The organism is Paraburkholderia tropica (genome assembly GCF_914484835.1).
In the GTDB taxonomy this organism is placed as follows: Bacteria; Pseudomonadota; Gammaproteobacteria; order Burkholderiales; family Burkholderiaceae; genus Paraburkholderia; species Paraburkholderia tropica_A.
This window is the reverse complement of record NZ_CAJZAR010000046.1, coordinates 72,967-88,185: the sequence shown is the minus strand read 5'-3', so window position 1 is coordinate 88,185 and position 15,219 is coordinate 72,967. Positions and strand designations below refer to the sequence as shown.

The window sequence follows — 15,219 nt, the reverse complement described above, 5'->3', positions numbered from 1 at the left end:
GGGAGGGTCACTTCTGGAGAATGGCTGGGCGGCAGTCACTCATCAGGCATATCTGACAGCGAGGTCAAAATGGAACTTCTGGACAATCATCAATGGCAGGCAGGCACGAATTCCCTTCATAACGCGGGGGACCTGTCGTCGGTAATCGACCGTGTCCTGATCATCGCGTATCGGAAAAAGAAGAAGGAAAGTCAGCGCCGCTTCTGGGCGCGTTTCGGCGTGACGCAGTCGCGCGGCAGCCGTTTCGAGTCGGGCGCGGAGATTCCGCCGCCGGTGTCGATCCTGCTGGGTCTGTACTTCAACAAAACGATTTCGGACGGCGATCTGGGCCGTGCGGAGCGCGTGCTGCGACGTCCCGAGGCGTCGATGATGCTTAGCCCGGGTCAATAAGGCCCATCTGCGTCGCAATCACGGCTGCCGCACGCCGTGAGTTCACGCCGAACTTCCCGCGAATATTTTTCATGTGGAAGTTCACGACGGCCTCGGAGCAATTGAGGATGTGCGAAATCTCCCAAGTGGACTTGCCGAGGGCAGTCCACTTGAGGCATTCCTTTTCGCGCGGCGTGAGCTTGGGAACCAGCGACTGGGCGTGATCGTTCAGATGGCGCTGGCTCGTGTCGAGCACGAGATCCCGCAGCAAGACCAGGTTCGGCAGCGCACGATTCACGTCCTGCCAGAACTGGTCCGACGGATTCACGTCGTTCACGAAGCACAACATGCCGGTTTCCTGGCGCGGGCCATGGATCGGCAGCGTAATGCCGGCGCGCAGCCCATGCGAGCGGGCTTCCTCATACATGGTTTGCTGCTGCTCGGTGGCAAACAGTTCCGGCGACCAGATGAGCGGCGACGAACGCGTCGTGCAATGCGTCACCGTCGGGTCGAAATACGCCATCCCGTTGTCGTTATAGGTCTGCCGCCAGGCAGCCGAATAGTTCGTTCGGATGAACGCGTCCTCGAGCCGCATGCCGGCACGCGGCAGGATCGCCAGCATGACCTGGCCGAAACCCCACGAAACGGCAAGCTGCGACACCGCGTCGAACCACGCGGCCTCTTCGGGCGCGTCGAGCACGGGCGACATCTGCTCAATGAAATGTAGAGGCACGTCAACACTCTCCGTCGGCGGTGGGCCAGTCCGCTACCAGCGCCCGGCGGGCTCTGGCCTCGCTTCTTATGGCTTCTTATGATGTAACAATTTATCACTAAATTCCGTCATGCTCGTCTTTATCCCGCAGCGCTGTGGGCTTTGATCCAGGGATTTGCCCGCCGTTGGGGAAAATCCCTGGCGAGTATCTCGTCGGCGGCTGAACAAAAGTGCCGATCGGGAGCGAGCGCCGCGCGCGTTCGGGCGCGGAAAACGGAACTGGATTGCCGCTTTCATTACCGATTCTGTAATTCGCTTAATCAAATTCGGTAATAAAGCGACGAGCGCGGCGGGATTTTACCGTCGGCGCAATGACATGCGAATGGCTGCAATGACAGTCATCCGTGCTTGAGACCGGCTTTACGAAAAAACGGCGGCGCGCCGATATCGGCGCATTCGGTGTCTTTAAATCGGCGTATGCGCGCGCATGACGGATTGATTGCGTCATGCGCGCGTCATGTTTTCCAGCATTCCCGCATTCGAGCGTTACGGTTTGCGTTGCAATTCGATGATGCGGGTCGGCCGCAGATGGTTGATCGCGTAGTGGATGCGGCCGGGGCTGCGGCGTGCGCCGCGCTCGCCCGGCTCGGCGAATTGCCGCTCGGCGTCGAGGGTCGTTTCCGGCGGGGCCATGCCCTTGTCGACAGCTTCGAAATCGGCCTGCGTCGCGAACGGATGACGATGCGCGCCGCTGCGGCTGTCGAAGCCCGCGAAGCCGTCGTTCGCTTCGGGCATGCTGTTGTCGAGCGTGGCGTTGCTCGTGGTGATCTCGTCGGGGCCGATGTCGCCGGCGCCCGCGAGCCGCGCGGCTTCGCGATTCTTGCCGTCGGTGTCCACCGTGCTGTCGTGCGTGCGATCGTTGTGCAATTCGGCGCTGCGCGGCGCGCCGGGCTGCGTGGCGTGCGTGTCGTCGGGGCGATTCATGATGTCCTCCGTCAAAGAGGCTGGCTCAGAAGCGGTACTCCCTGGTTCAGCAATTGGCGTTCCACACGGTTTTGAAATCTGGAATCGGACCGAAAATCAAGCCGGTACGCCAGGAGAACGCCTCCAGCGATTTCGCATTTTTTTCGTTGGATCGCCGTATTTCCTCGGAGTATGATCCTCTTTCAACGAGTTGGCGCGCTTTAGATTAACGGCCTGAAATCACGGCCGGGCTGTGGCTTTGCCGCATCGATCCTGCACGCGCCTGACAAAAAACGAACGAGGCAGTCAGGGGCGGACGAGACACATGCACTTCGACGCTGCATTCACGCATCGCGGTTACCTGCTCAACTGTGCACCGGCGCGCACCGGCGACGGCACGTATCAACCCTATGTCGTGATCTCGCGTTCGAGCGACGGCGAACTCGTGGCCAATCGTTTTTTTCCCTCCGATCTCCGTTTCGACGACGAACGCGCCGCCATCGCCCACGCACGCGACTGGGCCGTGCGCTGGATCGACGCCAGCAGCGTCACGCTCTGATCCGCGTATCGCCCCGCGCCTTGCCGCTTGCCGATGCTGAATCGATGCGTTCCGCGCCCAGGCGGACCTCGGCGAACTATCGAGAAAAGCGGTAATCTCTGGGGTCGATACACTCCTGTGCGGTGCCTGCCGCCGCCGCCGCATTACCATGTCCACACCTGCCAGCCCCGACTGGGGCCTCGAACAGATCGTCGCCGATCTGCGCGCGTCGCGCGAGGAACGCCACCGCACGCGCCATCCGCTCGGCATCCGCGAATTGCCGTCGCGCGACGCCGTCATCAATATCGTGCAGGGGCTGCGCGCGGCGCTGTTCCCGACGCATTACGGCGCGCCCGACCTGACCGACGAGAGCGTCGATTACTACGTCGGCCACACACTGGAAAGCACGCTGCGCCTGCTTGCCGAACAGATCCGACGCGCGCTGCGCTTCCTGCCGGAATACGCCGATGCCGCCGACGACATCCTGCGCACGCGCGCCTTCGAAGTCGCGCGCGAGTTCGGCCATCAGCTGCCCGGCATTCGCGCGCTGCTCGTGAGCGATATTCAGGCCGCCTTCACGGGCGACCCCGCCGCGCAGCACATCACCGAAATCCTGCTCTGCTATCCGGGCGTGTGGGCGATGACGCATCACCGGCTCGCGCACGCGCTGCATCGGCTCGGCGTGCCGTTGCTCGCGCGCTTCATCAACGAGATCGCGCATTCGGCCACCGGCATCGATATTCACCCGGGCGCGCAGATCGGCCCGAGCTTCTTCATCGATCACGGCACGGGCGTGGTGATCGGCGAAACGGCGATCATCGGCGAGCGCGTGCGCGTTTATCAGGCGGTGACGCTGGGCGCGAAGAGTTTTGCCGCCGATCTCGACGGCACGCTCGTGAAGGGCAACGCGCGTCATCCGATCGTCGAGGACGACGTGGTGATCTACGCGGGCGCGACGATTCTGGGCCGCGTGACCATCGGCAAGGGTTCGGTGATTGGCGGCAACGTGTGGCTCACGCATAGCGTGCCGCCGGGCAGCAGCGTGCGTCAGGGCAAGATCCGCGAAATCGAGCGCGGCAACGACGGCCAGTAATCTGGCGTTGGTTCGCGTTCGTTCGATAGGGCGGACGCCGCGGGCGCGGCGTCCGTCTGATCGCGAGGATCAGGTATTCGCCACGCTCATCGCGCCCGGATTGCCGACGATCGCGAGAAACTCGCGGCGCGTGGACGGGTCGGTGCGGAACGTGCCGAGCATGCGCGACGTGACCATCGACACGCCCGCCTTGTGCACGCCGCGCGTCGACATGCATTGATGCGCGGCTTCGAGAATCACGCCCACGCCCTTCGGCTGCAGCACGTCGTTGAGCGTGTCGGCGATCTGCGCAGTCATCTTTTCCTGAATCTGCAGGCGCTTCGCGAAAGCGTCGACGAGGCGCGCGAGCTTCGAGATGCCCACCACGCGATGCTCGGGCAGATACGCCACGTGCGCGCGGCCGATGATCGGCACCATATGGTGCTCGCAGTAGCTCTCGAAGCGGATGTCCTTCAGCACGATCATCTCGTCGTAACCGTCGACTTCCGAGAACGTGCGCGACAGGATCTCGCGCGGATCGAGCTGATAACCCGCGAAGAATTCCTCGTAGGCGCGCACCACGCGCCCGGGCGTATCGATCAGACCTTCGCGCGTGGGATCGTCGCCGGCCCAGCGCAGCAGCACGCGCACGGCGTCTTCCGCTTCGGTGCGCGACGGGCGCGCGGCGATCTCCACGGCGTCCTTCGACGGGCGTTTCTTACCTTTCTTTTCAGTGTTCTTTGCGTCGCTCATGCATCGGCTCCTGTCATGTGGCCGACGCCCGCTCGGCGCGCCACGAACGCGCATTGTTCCATGAATCCTGGATGACCGTGCGAGCGCGCGAATGTTCGGAGGCCGCGCTCACTTCGGCCATTCGTCCATCGCGTCATTGAAGAGTTCGGCGACCACGCTGCGCAGCCACGCGCCGCGCGGCGCGTTGTGATACTTGCGATGCCAGTACTGCTTGAGGTCGAAGTGCGGCAAGGGCAGCGGCGGCTCGACGAGCGTGATCGACGCGTGCTCGGAGACATACGCGAAGCCGATCGCGTGCGGCACCGTCGCGATCAGGTCGGTGCGCGTGAGGATGAACGGCAGGCTCATGAAGTGGGGCGTTTCGAGCACGGCGCGGCGGCGCAGGCGCTTCTTCTCCAGGAAATGTTCGAGCACTTCCTGGCTGCGTCCTTCGGCGCGGACCACCGCATGGCCGAGCGCGAGAAATTGTTCGAGCGTGATCGGCTTGCCCGCGAGCGGGTGGTTGCTGCGCATCAGGCAGATGAAGCGATGCGTGAAAAGCCGCTGCTGGAAAAAGTTATTGCCGCCGAGGTCGGGAAAGTAACCGACGGCCAGATCGATGTCGCCCGATTCGAGGCCGCGTTCGACCTGGCTGGGCGGCAGCGACACCGAGCGCAGATTCGCATGCGGCGCGCGCTCGGCGAGCATTTGCAGCAGCCGCGGCAGAAACACGATTTCGCCGACATCCGAGAGCGCGATCGAAAACGTGTGCGTGCTGGTGGCCGGATCGAAGGCCTGATCTTCGAGCATGCCTTTTTCGATGCGAATCAGCGCGTCGCGCGCGGCGGGAATCAGCCCGAGCGCGCGTGGCGTGGGCTCCATGCCGCGCGACGTGCGCACGAACAGCGGATCGCCGAAATACTCGCGCAGCTTGCCGAGCGCCGTGCTCACGCGCGGCTGGCTCACGCCGAGCCGTTCGGCGGCGCGGCTGACGTTGCGCGTGTCCTCCATCGCAACGAGATAGGGGATCAGATTCAGGTCGAGGTCTTGCATCGGGCGGGAGCGCGCGGGCAGCGCCGCACTATGTCTAAACGGGATAGACCTTAGTGCAAACATGCGGATTCCAGATATTGGGGTATGTGCCCGGGTCGGGGCGCGGCGGTGGACGGCGTGCCGCCGCGCACATGCATTTCAGTGCATTGTTGTAGGTCAATGCACGATATTTCCGCTGAAGAATCCGCGCGCGCTCGGGGTTGCCCTAAGGAAGTCCCGCCTTGACAAGCGCGCCTGGGCGCTCCGATAATGCGCTGGACGTTCGCTAAACGAATCAGTGTTCGTATATAGAACTTTTTCGCGATCGAGTGGCGTGGACTTTCCGCGATGCGCATCGCTTTCAGGAGCAGGCATGATCAACAAGATTTTCGACTCGCTTCAAGCCGCCGTCGCCGACATTCAGGACGGCGCCACGGTGATGATCGGCGGCTTCGGCACGGCCGGCATGCCGGCGGAACTGATCGACGCGCTGATCGCGCAAGGCTCGAAAGAGCTCACGATCGTGAACAACAACGCCGGCAACGGCGACACGGGCCTGGCCGCGCTGCTCAAGGCCAAGCGGGTGCGCAAGATCATCTGCTCGTTCCCGCGCCAGACCGACTCGTACGTGTTCGACGGCCTCTATCGCGCCGGCGAAGTCGAGCTTGAACTCGTGCCGCAAGGCAACCTGGCCGAGCGCATCCGCGCGGCGGGCGCCGGTATCGGCGGTTTCTTCACGCCCACGGGCTACGGCACGAAGCTGGCCGAAGGCAAGGAAACGCGCCTGATCGACGGCCGCCAATACGTGCTGGAAGCGCCGCTGCACGCCGACTTCGCGCTGATCAAGGCGTACAAGGGCGACCGCTGGGGCAATCTGGTCTATCGTAAAACGGCGCGCAACTTCGGCCCGATCATGGCGAGCGCCGCCAAGGTGGCGATCGCGCAGGTGTCGGAAGTGGTCGAACTCGGCCAGCTCGATCCAGAAAACATCGTGACGCCGGGCATTTTCGTGCAGCGCGTCGTTGAAGTGCCGCAGGCCGCGCATCAAGCGCAGCAAGCCGGCCAGGCCGCCTGACGCTACGGAGTTATGCAATGAAACGGTTGAATCGCGACGAAATGGCTCAACGCGTGGCTCAGGACATTCCTGAGGGCGCTTATGTGAATCTCGGCATTGGCGTGCCGACGCTGGTGGCCAACCACCTCGATCCGAGCAAGGAAATCTTCCTGCACAGCGAGAACGGTCTGCTCGGCATGGGCCCGGCGCCCGCGCCCGGTCTGGAAGACGACGAACTCATCAACGCAGGCAAGCAGCACGTCACGCTGCTGACCGGCGGCGCCTTCTTCCATCACGCGGACTCGTTCGCGATGATGCGCGGCGGCCACCTCGACTACTGCGTGCTCGGCGCGTTCCAGGTGTCGGTGAAGGGCGACCTCGCGAACTGGCACACCGGCGCACCGGACGCCATCCCCGCCGTGGGCGGCGCGATGGACCTCGCGCTCGGCGCGAAGCAGGTGTTCGTGATGATGGAACTGCTGACGAAGCAGGGCGAAAGCAAGCTCGTGAGCGAATGCTCGTACCCGGTCACGGGCGTGAACTGCGTGGGCCGCATCTACACGGACCTCGCCGCGTTCGACGTGACGCCGGACGGCCTCGCCGTGCGCGAGATCTATTCGGACATCGACTTCGACGCGCTGCAAAAGCTTGCCGGCGTGCCGCTGATCGACGCGACGCAGAATCGCCGCGCGGCGTAAACTGCGGCAACGCGCGTTCCTCTCGCAGATGAACACCAGCGTGGCGCGGGTCTGGCGGCAACAGTCGCCGGGCGCCGCGCCATCTGCGTTTGCGCGCATCCATATCTTTTTCATATCGATCCATGATTGAACGCCTGACGAGCCTCATTTGCGGCACCGAGCCGATGAACGCCGCGTGGTCGAGCGAGGCCACGCTCCAGCGCATGCTCGACGTGGAAGCGGCGCTTGCCCGCGCGTCGGCGCTGCATGGCGTGATTCCGCAGACGGCCGTGGCGGCGATCGTCGCGACCTGCCGTGCGGATCGGCTCGATGCCGAAGCGCTTGCGCGCGACGCCGCACTCGGTGGCAATCTGGCGATTCCGCTCGTCAAGCAACTGACCGCGCGCGTGAAAGAGGCCGATCCCGAGGCCGCGAAATACGTGCATTGGGGCGCGACGAGCCAGGACATCATCGACACGGCGACCGTGCTGCAACTGCGCGACGCGCTCGCGCTGATCGAAACGGGTCTCGACGCCACCTGCGCCAATCTCGCCGAACTCGCCCGCGCACACCGCGCGACGCCCGCAGTCGGACGCACGTGGTTGCAGCAGGCGCTGCCGATCACGCTCGGTCTGAAATTCGCGCAGTGGCTCGATACGCTGCTGCGTCATCGCGAGCGTCTTGCGGCCTTGCGCGAACGCGCGCTCGTGTTGCAATTCGGCGGTGCAGCGGGCACGCTCGCGAGCCTGCGCGACGCGGCCGTGAACGTCAGCACCGAACTCGCGAAGGAACTCGGCCTCTCGCAGCCCACGCTGCCGTGGCATACGCAACGCGACCGCATCGCCGAAGCGGCGGCGTTCTTCGGCATGCTGATCGGCACGCTCGGCAAGATCGCGCGCGATATCTCGCTGCAGATGCAGACCGAGATCGGCGAACTCGGCGAGCCGGCGGCGGCGGGCAAGGGCGGTTCGTCCACCATGCCCCACAAGCGCAATCCGGTCGGCTGTGCAGCGGTGCTCACCGCCGCCACGCGCGCGCCGGGTCTCGTCGCCACGGTGTTCGCAGGCATGGTGCAGGAGCACGAACGCGCGCTCGGTGGCTGGCAAGCCGAATGGGACGCGCTGCCCGAACTCGCGCGTCTCGCGGGCGGCGCGCTCGCGCAGATCGAACAGATTACCGGCGGACTGGAAGTGCGGCCCGAACGACTCGCGGCCAATCTCGACGTCACGCATGGCCTGATTCTCGGCGAGGCCGTGATGCTCGCGCTCGGCGACCGCATTGGCCGCCTCGATGCGCATCACCTCGTCGAAAAGGCCTCGAAACAGGCGGTGCAATCGCAACGCACGCTCTACGACGTGCTCGCGGACGATCCCGCCGTCACGCAGCATCTAGACGAAAATCGTCTTAAAGCGCTGCTCGACCCCGCTCATTACGTGGGCGAAGCGCACGCCTTTGTCGACGCGGTGCTCGCGTCGTACGCGAAGCGTTCGCCTCATTCTTCATCGCAGACTCATCAGGAGTAACCGCATGCCTTATGCAGCCGTCAACGACACGCAGCTGTTCTACCGCATCGACGGTGCGCAAGACAGCACGGCGCCGTGGCTGGTTCTGTCGAACTCGCTCGGTAGCGACGTGTCGATGTGGACGCCCCAGCTCGTCGAATTCTCGAAGCATTTCCGCGTCCTGCGTTACGACACGCGCGGTCACGGCCATTCGGCCGCGCCGCAAGGTCCGTACACGATCGAACAACTGACCGGCGACGTGATCGGCCTGCTCGATCATCTCGGCATCGCGCGCGCGCATTTCGCGGGTGTCTCGATGGGCGGCCTCACGGGCGTGGGCCTCGGCGCGCGCTTCGCCGACCGCATCGACCGCCTCGTGCTGTGCAACACCGCCGCGAAGATCGGCACGCCGGAAGTGTGGGTGCCGCGCGCCGCGAAGGCCCGCGCCGAAGGCATGCTCGCGCTCGCCGACGCCGTGCTGCCGCGCTGGTACACGCCGGAATTCATCGCGCGCAACGCGCTGGTGATGTCTCAGGTGCGCGACGTGTTCGTGCACACCGACAAGGACGGCTATGCTTCGAACTGCGAAGCAATCAACGCCGCCGACCTGCGTGGCGAAGCCTCGTCGATCAAGGCGCCGACGCTCGTGATCTCGGGCACGCACGATCTGGCCGCGACGCCCGCACAAGGCCGCGAACTGGCGGAGTCGGTGCCGGGTGCGCGTTATGTCGAGCTGAACGCCGCGCACATTTCGAACGTCGAACTCGCGGACGAATGGAACAAGGTCGTGCTCGCCTTCCTGCAGGAGTCGAAATGAACGAAGACGATCGTTACGAAGCCGGCCTGAAAGTGCGCCGCGCCGTGCTGGGCGACGCGCACGTCGACCGCTCCATTGCGAACCGCACCGACCTGACCGAAGAATTCCAGAAACTCATTTCGCGCTATGCGTGGGGCGAGATCTGGACGCGCGAAGGTCTGCCGCGTCACACGCGCAGCCTGCTCACGATTTCGATGATGGTCGCGCTCAACCGCAACGAGGAGCTCGCGCTCCATCTGCGCGCCGCGAAGAACAACGGCGTGACGCGCGACGAAATCAAGGAAGTGCTGCTGCAAACGGCCATCTATTGCGGCGTGCCCGCGGCCAATTCGGCCTTCCATCTGGCCGACCGCATTTTCCGTGAGGAAGACGCTGCACCGGCAGCCGGCGCGTAAAGCGGTTTCATCGCTTCAAACGCTTTAGTCCATCGACGGCGAGCTCACGCCCAGCACTTCGTGCAGGCGTGTACTCGTCGTCGTGTATTGCAGATGGATTTTCTTCTCGGGAAAGACATGGCGCGCTGCGCCGAAAGCCGCGAGCGCGGTTTCGTGAAAGCCCGAGAGGATCAACTTCTTCTTGCCCGGATACGTGTTGATATCGCCCACGGCGAAGATGCCGGGCACGCTCGTTTCGAAGCGCGCGGTATCGACGGGCAATTGCTTGCGGTCCAGTTCGACGCCCCATTGCGCGATCGGTCCGAGTTGCGGCGAGAGGCCGTAAAACACGAGCAAATACTCAAGTTCGAGCGAGCGCGTAACGCCGTCGCCGCCCGTGACCTTGATGCGCTTGAGCGTGCCGTCCTCTTCATCGAAACCCGTGATCTGGCCGACGATCGATTGCATGCGCCATTCCTCGCAGAGCGTGCGCATGCGCGCAACCGAGGCGGGCATCGCGCGAAACTGCTCGCGCCGGTGTAGCAGAATCACGCTCTGCGCGACGTCGACGAGGCGCAGCGCCCAATCGAGCGCCGAATCGCCGCCGCCGCAAATCACGATGTCCTTGTCGCGGAACTGCTCGGGATCGCGCACGCGATAGAACAGTTGCGTGTCGCGATAGCGTTCGATGCCGCTCAATTTCAGCGTGCGCGGCTGAAACGATCCTACGCCTGCCGCGATGAACACGGTTTTCGTGAGGAACTGCGTGCCTTTCGAGGTTTGCACGAAAAAGCGTCCGTCGCCGCGCCGCTCGACGATCTGCACTTCCTCGCCCAGATGAAACGTTGCGCCGAACGGCTCGATCTGCTTCATCAGCGAATCGACGAGTTGCCGCCCCGTGCAGACGGGAATCGCCGGAATGTCGTAGATCGGTTTGTCGGGATACAGCTCGGCGCATTGACCGCCGACCATCGGCAGCGAATCGACCACGTGCGCGCGGATTTCGAGCAGCCCCAATTCAAAGACCTGAAACAGCCCCACGGGACCGGCGCCGACGATCAGCGCATCGGTTTCGATGGGCGTCGCGTGCGCGGCGGCGGGCCGCGAGCGCGCGGAGATGGCGGGCTCGGGCAAACGTTCGGCGCCGTCGGTCATGGTCACTCCTCGGGATTGCGCTCGGCCACGTAATGTTTGAGGACGGCGAGCACGGCGGCGTCCTCGGCGCGGCTCGCATCGTCGCTCGCGGAGCCCGCGTCGGCTTCGTCGCCGAACAGCGAGGTGGGCGCCGCGATGGTTTCGATTTCGCGGCCTTCGCGGAACACGCGGATTTGCAGTGTCGGCGCGAGATATTCGGCCACCCAGTGAACGCCTTCGATATGCGTTCCCACGCGGATTGGTGTCTTCATCGCAATCCCTCCGGCCGCTGCCGCGTGCGGCCCGGCAGCGCATTGATGTGTCGATAACCCCACGATACGCCGATGGCGCGCGGCTTGCCCGAACCGTGCGCGCGCCAGGCGGGCGGCGAAAAAAAAGCGGCCCGAAGCGGGCCGCCCGATTGCCTTGCGCGCCGCGCCGAAGCACGGCAGCGAAGCTGCGTTATTGCACCTTGGCGAGCACGTCGCGCACGGTGCCGAAGAGACGCTCGATCTCTTCTTCCGTGACGATCAGCGGCGGCGAGAACGCCAGAATGTCGCCGGTGAAGCGGATCAGCACGCCCGCTTCGAAACACTTCACGAACACTTCATAGGCGCGCGCGCCCGGTGCGCCGTCGCGCGAGTCCAGTTCGATGCCCGCGACGAGGCCCAGATTGCGGACGTCCTTCACGTGCTTCGCGTCGCGCAGCGCGTGCGCCGCGGCTTCGAACTTCGGCGCGAGGCTGTTGGCGCGCTCGAACAGGCCGTCGCGACGATACAGATCCTGCGTGGCGATCGCGGCGGCACACGCGAGCGGGTGCGCCGAATAGGTGTAGCCGTGGAAGAGTTCGATCGCGCCCGGCGCGCCGCTGTTCACGACCGTGTCGTGGATCGTGCGGCTCACGGCCACGCCGCCCATCGGCACGGCGGCGTTGTTGATCGCCTTCGCCATCGTGATGATGTCGGGCGTGACGCCGAAATACTCGCTCGCCGTGGCCTTGCCGAGACGGCCGAAACCCGTGATCACTTCGTCGAAAATCAGCACGATGCCGTGCTTCGTGCAGATCTCGCGCAGACGTTGCAGATAGCCTTGCGGCGGAATCAGCACGCCCGTCGAACCGGCGACCGGCTCCACGATCACGGCCGCGATGGTCGAGGCGTCGTGCAGGGCGACGATGCGTTCGAGGTCCTCGGCGAGATGCGCGCCCCAGGCCGGCTGGCCCTTCGAAAACGCGTTGTGCTCCAGATTGTGCGTGTGCGGCAGATGGTCGATGGCGGGCAGCAACTGGCCCGAATACGCCTTGCGGTTCGGCCCGATGCCGCCGACCGAAATGCCGCCGAAGCCCACGCCGTGATAGCCGCGCTCGCGGCCGATCAGCTTGGTGCGCTGGCCTTCGCCGCGCGAGCGATGGTAGGCGAGCGCGATCTTGAGCGCCGTATCCACGGACTCCGAACCCGAGTTCGTGAAGAAAATGCGGTCGAGCCCTTCCGGCATGATTTCGGCAATCTTGCTGGCCGCTTCGAAGGCGAGCGGGTGACCCATCTGGAAGGTCGGCGCGAAATCGAGCGTGCCGGCCTGCTGGGCGATCGCCGCGACGATTTCCTCGCGCGCATGGCCTGCGTTCACGCACCACAGACCCGCGCTGCCGTCGAGCACCTCGCGGCCGTCGGTCGTGCGGTAATACATGCCCTTGGCCGATTCGAGCAGGCGCGGCGCGCCCTTGAACTGACGGTTGGCCGTGAACGGCATCCAGAACGACGACAGGTCGTCGATGACGGGGCGCGAAGTCATGGGTGTTCCTCCTGAGGTGGTTTGACAGACTCTATCGCCGGGGCTTGAAGCGCGGCAGATACAGTCTCTATACTGCGCTGATAACTGTGCTGGACAATTTGTCTCAACTGTATTGGTCTGTACTCGGTACGGCAGGGTACAGTCGACGCCACCTTATGATCGAAATCGAACTGGAACGCGGCCGCCAGGCCTCCACGACGCTCGTCGAACAGATCGTGCGTGCTTTTTCACGCGCGATCGAAGCCCATACCTTGCGCACGGGCGCGCTGCTGCCTTCGGTGCGTCAGCTCGCGCAGTCGCACGCGCTCTCGACCTATACGGTGACGGAAGCGTACAACCGGCTGGTGTCGATGGGACTGGTCGTGGCCCGGCGCGGTTCCGGCTATCGCGTGGCGCAGCGCACCGAGGCGCCGCGGGCCAGTGCGGCGGGCTGGCAGCCGCCCGCGCTCGCCGCCACCTGGCTGCTGTCCGACGTTTTCGCCGATCACTCGGTGCCGATCAAGGCTGGCTGCGGCTGGATGCCGGGCGAGTGGATCAACGAAACGGGGCTGCACCATGCGCTGCGCGCGACGAGCCGCGTGCCGGCCGTGCGTCTGGGCGACTACGGGCATCCGTACGGTTTCGCGCCGCTGCGCGAACGCGTGGCGGCGCAACTGGATCGCCAGGGGCTGCCGGTCGAGGTCGGCAACGTGCTGCTCACGCAGGGCGCGACGCAGGGGCTCGATCTGATCGTGCGCACGCTACTGCGGCCCGGCGACACTGTACTGGTCGAAGACCCCGGCTACTGCAATCTGCTGCAGATTCTCAAGCTCGCGGGGCTGACCGTGCACGGCGTGCCGCGCACGCCCGCCGGGCTCGATCTCGACGCGCTCGAACAGCAGGTCGCCGCCCATCGGCCCAAGGCGATCTTCGTGAACACGACGCTGCAAAATCCCACCGGCGCGACCTTCACGATGGCGAACGCGTTCCGCCTGCTGCAGATCGCCGAGCGCGAGCGCATGTGGGTGGTCGAAGACGACGTCAGCCGCGAACTCGCGCCGCCGGGCGCGCCGCTGCTCGCGGCGATGGAGGGCCTGCAGCGCGTGCTCTACGTGGGCGGATTTTCGAAGACGGTCACGCCGTCACTGCGTTGCGGCTATGTCGTCGCGGAGCGCGACGTGCTGCGCGAACTGGCCCGCGCGAAGATGGCGGTGGGGCTCACGTCCTCGCAAACAATCGAGCGCATCGTCGACAAGGTGCTGCTCGAAGGGCGCTATGCGCGCCATGTCGAAATCGTCAACGAGCAATTGAAAAGCGCGCACGCGGCGTTCGAGGAGCGCATCGACGCGCTCGGGCTCGAACCGTTCTGCCGGCCGCGCGCGGGACTGTTCGTCTGGGTGCGTCTGCCGGTGGAAGCCGCGCGTGCGGGCGCACTCGCGACTGCCGCGCTGCGCGACGGCATCTGGCTCGCGCCGGGCTCGTATTTCCGGCCCGACGATGCGGCCAGCAGCTGGTTCCGCTTCAATGCGCCGTACTCGCTCGACGACGCACTCTGGCGTTTCATCGAGCGCGTGAGCAGCGGAAACTTCTAAGTCATCCTGACGAAATGCTCAGCCTTGCACGAGCTGGGCAAGATGCGCGAGCAGCGGATACATCGAAGCGACCAGCGACAGCGCCATGGCGATATTGAACGCGCGCAAGCGGCGCGGATCGGCGAGAAAGCGGCGCATGCCGGTGCCGAACGCTGCCCACACGCAGATGCAGGGCAGGCCGATCACATAGAACAGCGCGGCCATCACGACGGTATTCATGCCGAAGTCGGCCGAAAGACGAATCGTGGTCGCGGCGGTGAGCACCATCATCCACGCCTTGGGATTGATCCACTGGAACGCGATGGCCTCGTGAAAACGCATGGGGCGGCGCTCGCCGCTTTTCATCTTGAGGTCGCCCGAGGTGCCGATCTTCCACGCGAGCCACAGCAGATACGCCACGCTCGCGGCTTCGAGCGCGGTGTAGAGCATGGGGACGTGGCGAAACGCCTGACCGAGCCCAAAACCCACCGAGAGCATCAACACCACAACGCCCGCGCTGATGCCGAGAATATGCGGCACCGTGCGCCGGAAGCCGAAATTGACGCCCGAGGCGAGCAGCATGGTGTTATTGGGGCCGGGCGTGATGGTCGTGACGATGACGAACAGCATGCCGGCGGGCAGGGCGCTGAGCATGTCTGGCAGCATGAGGCGGTGACTCCGGTGAAACGAGGGCGATCGTATCGATCAGGATGGAGCCAGTCTAGCTGCGTGTCTCGGTACAGTACCGGTACAGATTGCAGGGTGTCTGCCGGTACGGCGTGGGGACGGGTGGGCGCGAAGTGTCCGGCCGAAGTGTCCCCCGGAACTGTCCGCTGAAAGTGTCTGCGGGAAGCCGCCGCCGTGCGGACAGTGCGCACGGCGAGCGCTTCAGTGTATTGCCG

17 protein-coding genes are annotated in these 15,219 nt (G+C 64.8%); 9 read left to right on the top strand and 8 right to left on the bottom strand.

Annotated features, from left to right (window positions below; translation table 11 throughout):
• Nucleotides 1-69: 69 nt before the first annotated feature.
• The gene (locus LDO54_RS15160; RefSeq protein ID WP_310630394.1) at nt 70-390 is read left to right on the top strand and encodes an XRE family transcriptional regulator; all 321 of its coding nucleotides are present in this window, start codon (nt 70-72) and stop codon (nt 388-390) included.
• On the opposite strand, the gene LDO54_RS15155 is transcribed toward LDO54_RS15160, so the two are convergent.
• Nucleotides 374-1,078 carry a helix-turn-helix transcriptional regulator gene (locus LDO54_RS15155; protein ID WP_224011541.1) on the bottom strand — a complete coding sequence of 235 codons (705 nt, stop codon included), beginning with the start codon at nt 1,076-1,078 and terminating at the stop codon, nt 374-376. The genes LDO54_RS15160 and LDO54_RS15155 overlap by 17 nt on opposite strands.
• Before the next feature lie 549 nt (nt 1,079-1,627).
• Nucleotides 1,628-2,065, bottom strand: coding sequence for a DUF3005 domain-containing protein (locus LDO54_RS15150; RefSeq protein WP_224011504.1), 438 nt, complete (start codon nt 2,063-2,065; stop codon nt 1,628-1,630).
• 304 nt (nt 2,066-2,369) lie between these two features.
• Between LDO54_RS15150 and LDO54_RS15145 the strand changes: the two genes are divergently transcribed.
• Complete coding sequence (locus LDO54_RS15145) at nt 2,370-2,603, top strand: hypothetical protein (protein ID WP_224011503.1); 234 nt, start codon at nt 2,370-2,372, stop codon at nt 2,601-2,603.
• 148 nt (nt 2,604-2,751) lie between these two features.
• Entirely contained in the window at nt 2,752-3,675 is a 924-nt protein-coding gene (gene epsC / locus LDO54_RS15140) for a serine O-acetyltransferase EpsC (protein WP_224011502.1), read from the top strand.
• A gap of 69 nt (nt 3,676-3,744) precedes the next feature.
• On the opposite strand, the gene folE is transcribed toward epsC, so the two are convergent.
• Nucleotides 3,745-4,407 carry a GTP cyclohydrolase I FolE gene (gene folE, locus LDO54_RS15135; protein ID WP_224011501.1) on the bottom strand — a complete coding sequence of 221 codons (663 nt, stop codon included), beginning with the start codon at nt 4,405-4,407 and terminating at the stop codon, nt 3,745-3,747.
• Nucleotides 4,408-4,515: 108 nt separating this feature from the next.
• Nucleotides 4,516-5,439, bottom strand: a complete 924-nt coding sequence (locus LDO54_RS15130; RefSeq protein ID WP_224011500.1) for a LysR family transcriptional regulator — start codon at nt 5,437-5,439, stop codon at nt 4,516-4,518.
• A gap of 352 nt (nt 5,440-5,791) precedes the next feature.
• On the opposite strand from LDO54_RS15130, the gene LDO54_RS15125 reads away from it, so the two are divergent.
• The 5 genes from LDO54_RS15125 to pcaC all read left to right on the top strand — a co-directional run bounded on the left by LDO54_RS15125 (nt 5,792) and on the right by pcaC (nt 9,863).
• On the top strand, nt 5,792-6,493 hold the full coding sequence (locus LDO54_RS15125) for a 3-oxoacid CoA-transferase subunit A (protein ID WP_224011499.1): 702 nt from the start codon (nt 5,792-5,794) through the stop codon (nt 6,491-6,493).
• Nucleotides 6,494-6,510: 17 nt separating this feature from the next.
• On the top strand, nt 6,511-7,170 hold the full coding sequence (locus LDO54_RS15120) for a 3-oxoacid CoA-transferase subunit B (RefSeq protein ID WP_224011498.1): 660 nt from the start codon (nt 6,511-6,513) through the stop codon (nt 7,168-7,170).
• 122 nt (nt 7,171-7,292) lie between these two features.
• Nucleotides 7,293-8,672: a 3-carboxy-cis,cis-muconate cycloisomerase gene (locus LDO54_RS15115; protein WP_224011497.1), complete on the top strand. Its 1,380-nt coding sequence runs from the start codon at nt 7,293-7,295 to the stop codon at nt 8,670-8,672.
• 4 nt (nt 8,673-8,676) lie between these two features.
• Entirely contained in the window at nt 8,677-9,468 is a 792-nt protein-coding gene (pcaD, locus tag LDO54_RS15110) for a 3-oxoadipate enol-lactonase (RefSeq protein WP_224011496.1), read from the top strand.
• Nucleotides 9,465-9,863, top strand: a complete 399-nt coding sequence (gene pcaC / locus LDO54_RS15105; protein ID WP_224011495.1) for a 4-carboxymuconolactone decarboxylase — start codon at nt 9,465-9,467, stop codon at nt 9,861-9,863. The genes pcaD and pcaC overlap by 4 nt, the downstream gene beginning before the upstream one ends.
• Nucleotides 9,864-9,887: 24 nt before the next feature.
• On the opposite strand, the gene LDO54_RS15100 is transcribed toward pcaC, so the two are convergent.
• The 3 genes from LDO54_RS15100 to LDO54_RS15090 all read right to left on the bottom strand — a co-directional run bounded on the left by LDO54_RS15100 (nt 9,888) and on the right by LDO54_RS15090 (nt 12,767).
• Nucleotides 9,888-10,997: an NAD(P)/FAD-dependent oxidoreductase gene (locus LDO54_RS15100; RefSeq protein WP_224011494.1), complete on the bottom strand. Its 1,110-nt coding sequence runs from the start codon at nt 10,995-10,997 to the stop codon at nt 9,888-9,890.
• Between the two features lie 2 nt (nt 10,998-10,999).
• On the bottom strand, nt 11,000-11,248 hold the full coding sequence (locus LDO54_RS15095; RefSeq protein ID WP_224011493.1) for a hypothetical protein: 249 nt from the start codon (nt 11,246-11,248) through the stop codon (nt 11,000-11,002).
• A gap of 190 nt (nt 11,249-11,438) precedes the next feature.
• Nucleotides 11,439-12,767, bottom strand: a complete 1,329-nt coding sequence (locus LDO54_RS15090) for an aspartate aminotransferase family protein (protein ID WP_224011492.1) — start codon at nt 12,765-12,767, stop codon at nt 11,439-11,441.
• A 155-nt stretch (nt 12,768-12,922) separates the two neighbouring features.
• Here LDO54_RS15090 and LDO54_RS15085 point away from each other — a divergent pair, with 155 nt between their 5' ends.
• Nucleotides 12,923-14,338: a PLP-dependent aminotransferase family protein gene (locus LDO54_RS15085; RefSeq protein WP_224011491.1), complete on the top strand. Its 1,416-nt coding sequence runs from the start codon at nt 12,923-12,925 to the stop codon at nt 14,336-14,338.
• An 18-nt stretch (nt 14,339-14,356) separates the two neighbouring features.
• Here LDO54_RS15085 and LDO54_RS15080 read toward each other — a convergent pair whose 3' ends face one another.
• A complete protein-coding gene (locus tag LDO54_RS15080) occupies nt 14,357-14,983 on the bottom strand; it encodes a LysE family translocator (RefSeq protein WP_224011490.1) in 627 nt (208 codons plus the stop codon).
• Nucleotides 14,984-15,219 lie beyond the last annotated feature (236 nt).

Excerpts from the sequence above, each read along its gene's own strand:
- LDO54_RS15160 (WP_310630394.1), top strand. The coding sequence starts at position 70 with ATGGAACTTCTGGACAATCATCAATGGCAGGCAGGCACGAATTCCCTT.
- LDO54_RS15155 (WP_224011541.1), bottom strand. The coding sequence starts at position 1,078 with ATGTCGCCCGTGCTCGACGCGCCCGAAGAGGCCGCGTGGTTCGACGCG.
- LDO54_RS15150 (WP_224011504.1), bottom strand. The coding sequence starts at position 2,065 with ATGAATCGCCCCGACGACACGCACGCCACGCAGCCCGGCGCGCCGCGC.
- LDO54_RS15145 (WP_224011503.1), top strand. The coding sequence starts at position 2,370 with ATGCACTTCGACGCTGCATTCACGCATCGCGGTTACCTGCTCAACTGT.
- epsC (WP_224011502.1), top strand. The coding sequence starts at position 2,752 with ATGTCCACACCTGCCAGCCCCGACTGGGGCCTCGAACAGATCGTCGCC.
- folE (WP_224011501.1), bottom strand. The coding sequence starts at position 4,407 with ATGAGCGACGCAAAGAACACTGAAAAGAAAGGTAAGAAACGCCCGTCG.
- LDO54_RS15130 (WP_224011500.1), bottom strand. The coding sequence starts at position 5,439 with ATGCAAGACCTCGACCTGAATCTGATCCCCTATCTCGTTGCGATGGAG.
- LDO54_RS15125 (WP_224011499.1), top strand. The coding sequence starts at position 5,792 with ATGATCAACAAGATTTTCGACTCGCTTCAAGCCGCCGTCGCCGACATT.
- LDO54_RS15120 (WP_224011498.1), top strand. The coding sequence starts at position 6,511 with ATGAAACGGTTGAATCGCGACGAAATGGCTCAACGCGTGGCTCAGGAC.
- LDO54_RS15115 (WP_224011497.1), top strand. The coding sequence starts at position 7,293 with ATGATTGAACGCCTGACGAGCCTCATTTGCGGCACCGAGCCGATGAAC.
- pcaD (WP_224011496.1), top strand. The coding sequence starts at position 8,677 with ATGCCTTATGCAGCCGTCAACGACACGCAGCTGTTCTACCGCATCGAC.
- pcaC (WP_224011495.1), top strand. The coding sequence starts at position 9,465 with ATGAACGAAGACGATCGTTACGAAGCCGGCCTGAAAGTGCGCCGCGCC.
- LDO54_RS15100 (WP_224011494.1), bottom strand. The coding sequence starts at position 10,997 with ATGACCGACGGCGCCGAACGTTTGCCCGAGCCCGCCATCTCCGCGCGC.
- LDO54_RS15095 (WP_224011493.1), bottom strand. The coding sequence starts at position 11,248 with ATGAAGACACCAATCCGCGTGGGAACGCATATCGAAGGCGTTCACTGG.
- LDO54_RS15090 (WP_224011492.1), bottom strand. The coding sequence starts at position 12,767 with ATGACTTCGCGCCCCGTCATCGACGACCTGTCGTCGTTCTGGATGCCG.
- LDO54_RS15085 (WP_224011491.1), top strand. The coding sequence starts at position 12,923 with ATGATCGAAATCGAACTGGAACGCGGCCGCCAGGCCTCCACGACGCTC.
- LDO54_RS15080 (WP_224011490.1), bottom strand. The coding sequence starts at position 14,983 with ATGCTGCCAGACATGCTCAGCGCCCTGCCCGCCGGCATGCTGTTCGTC.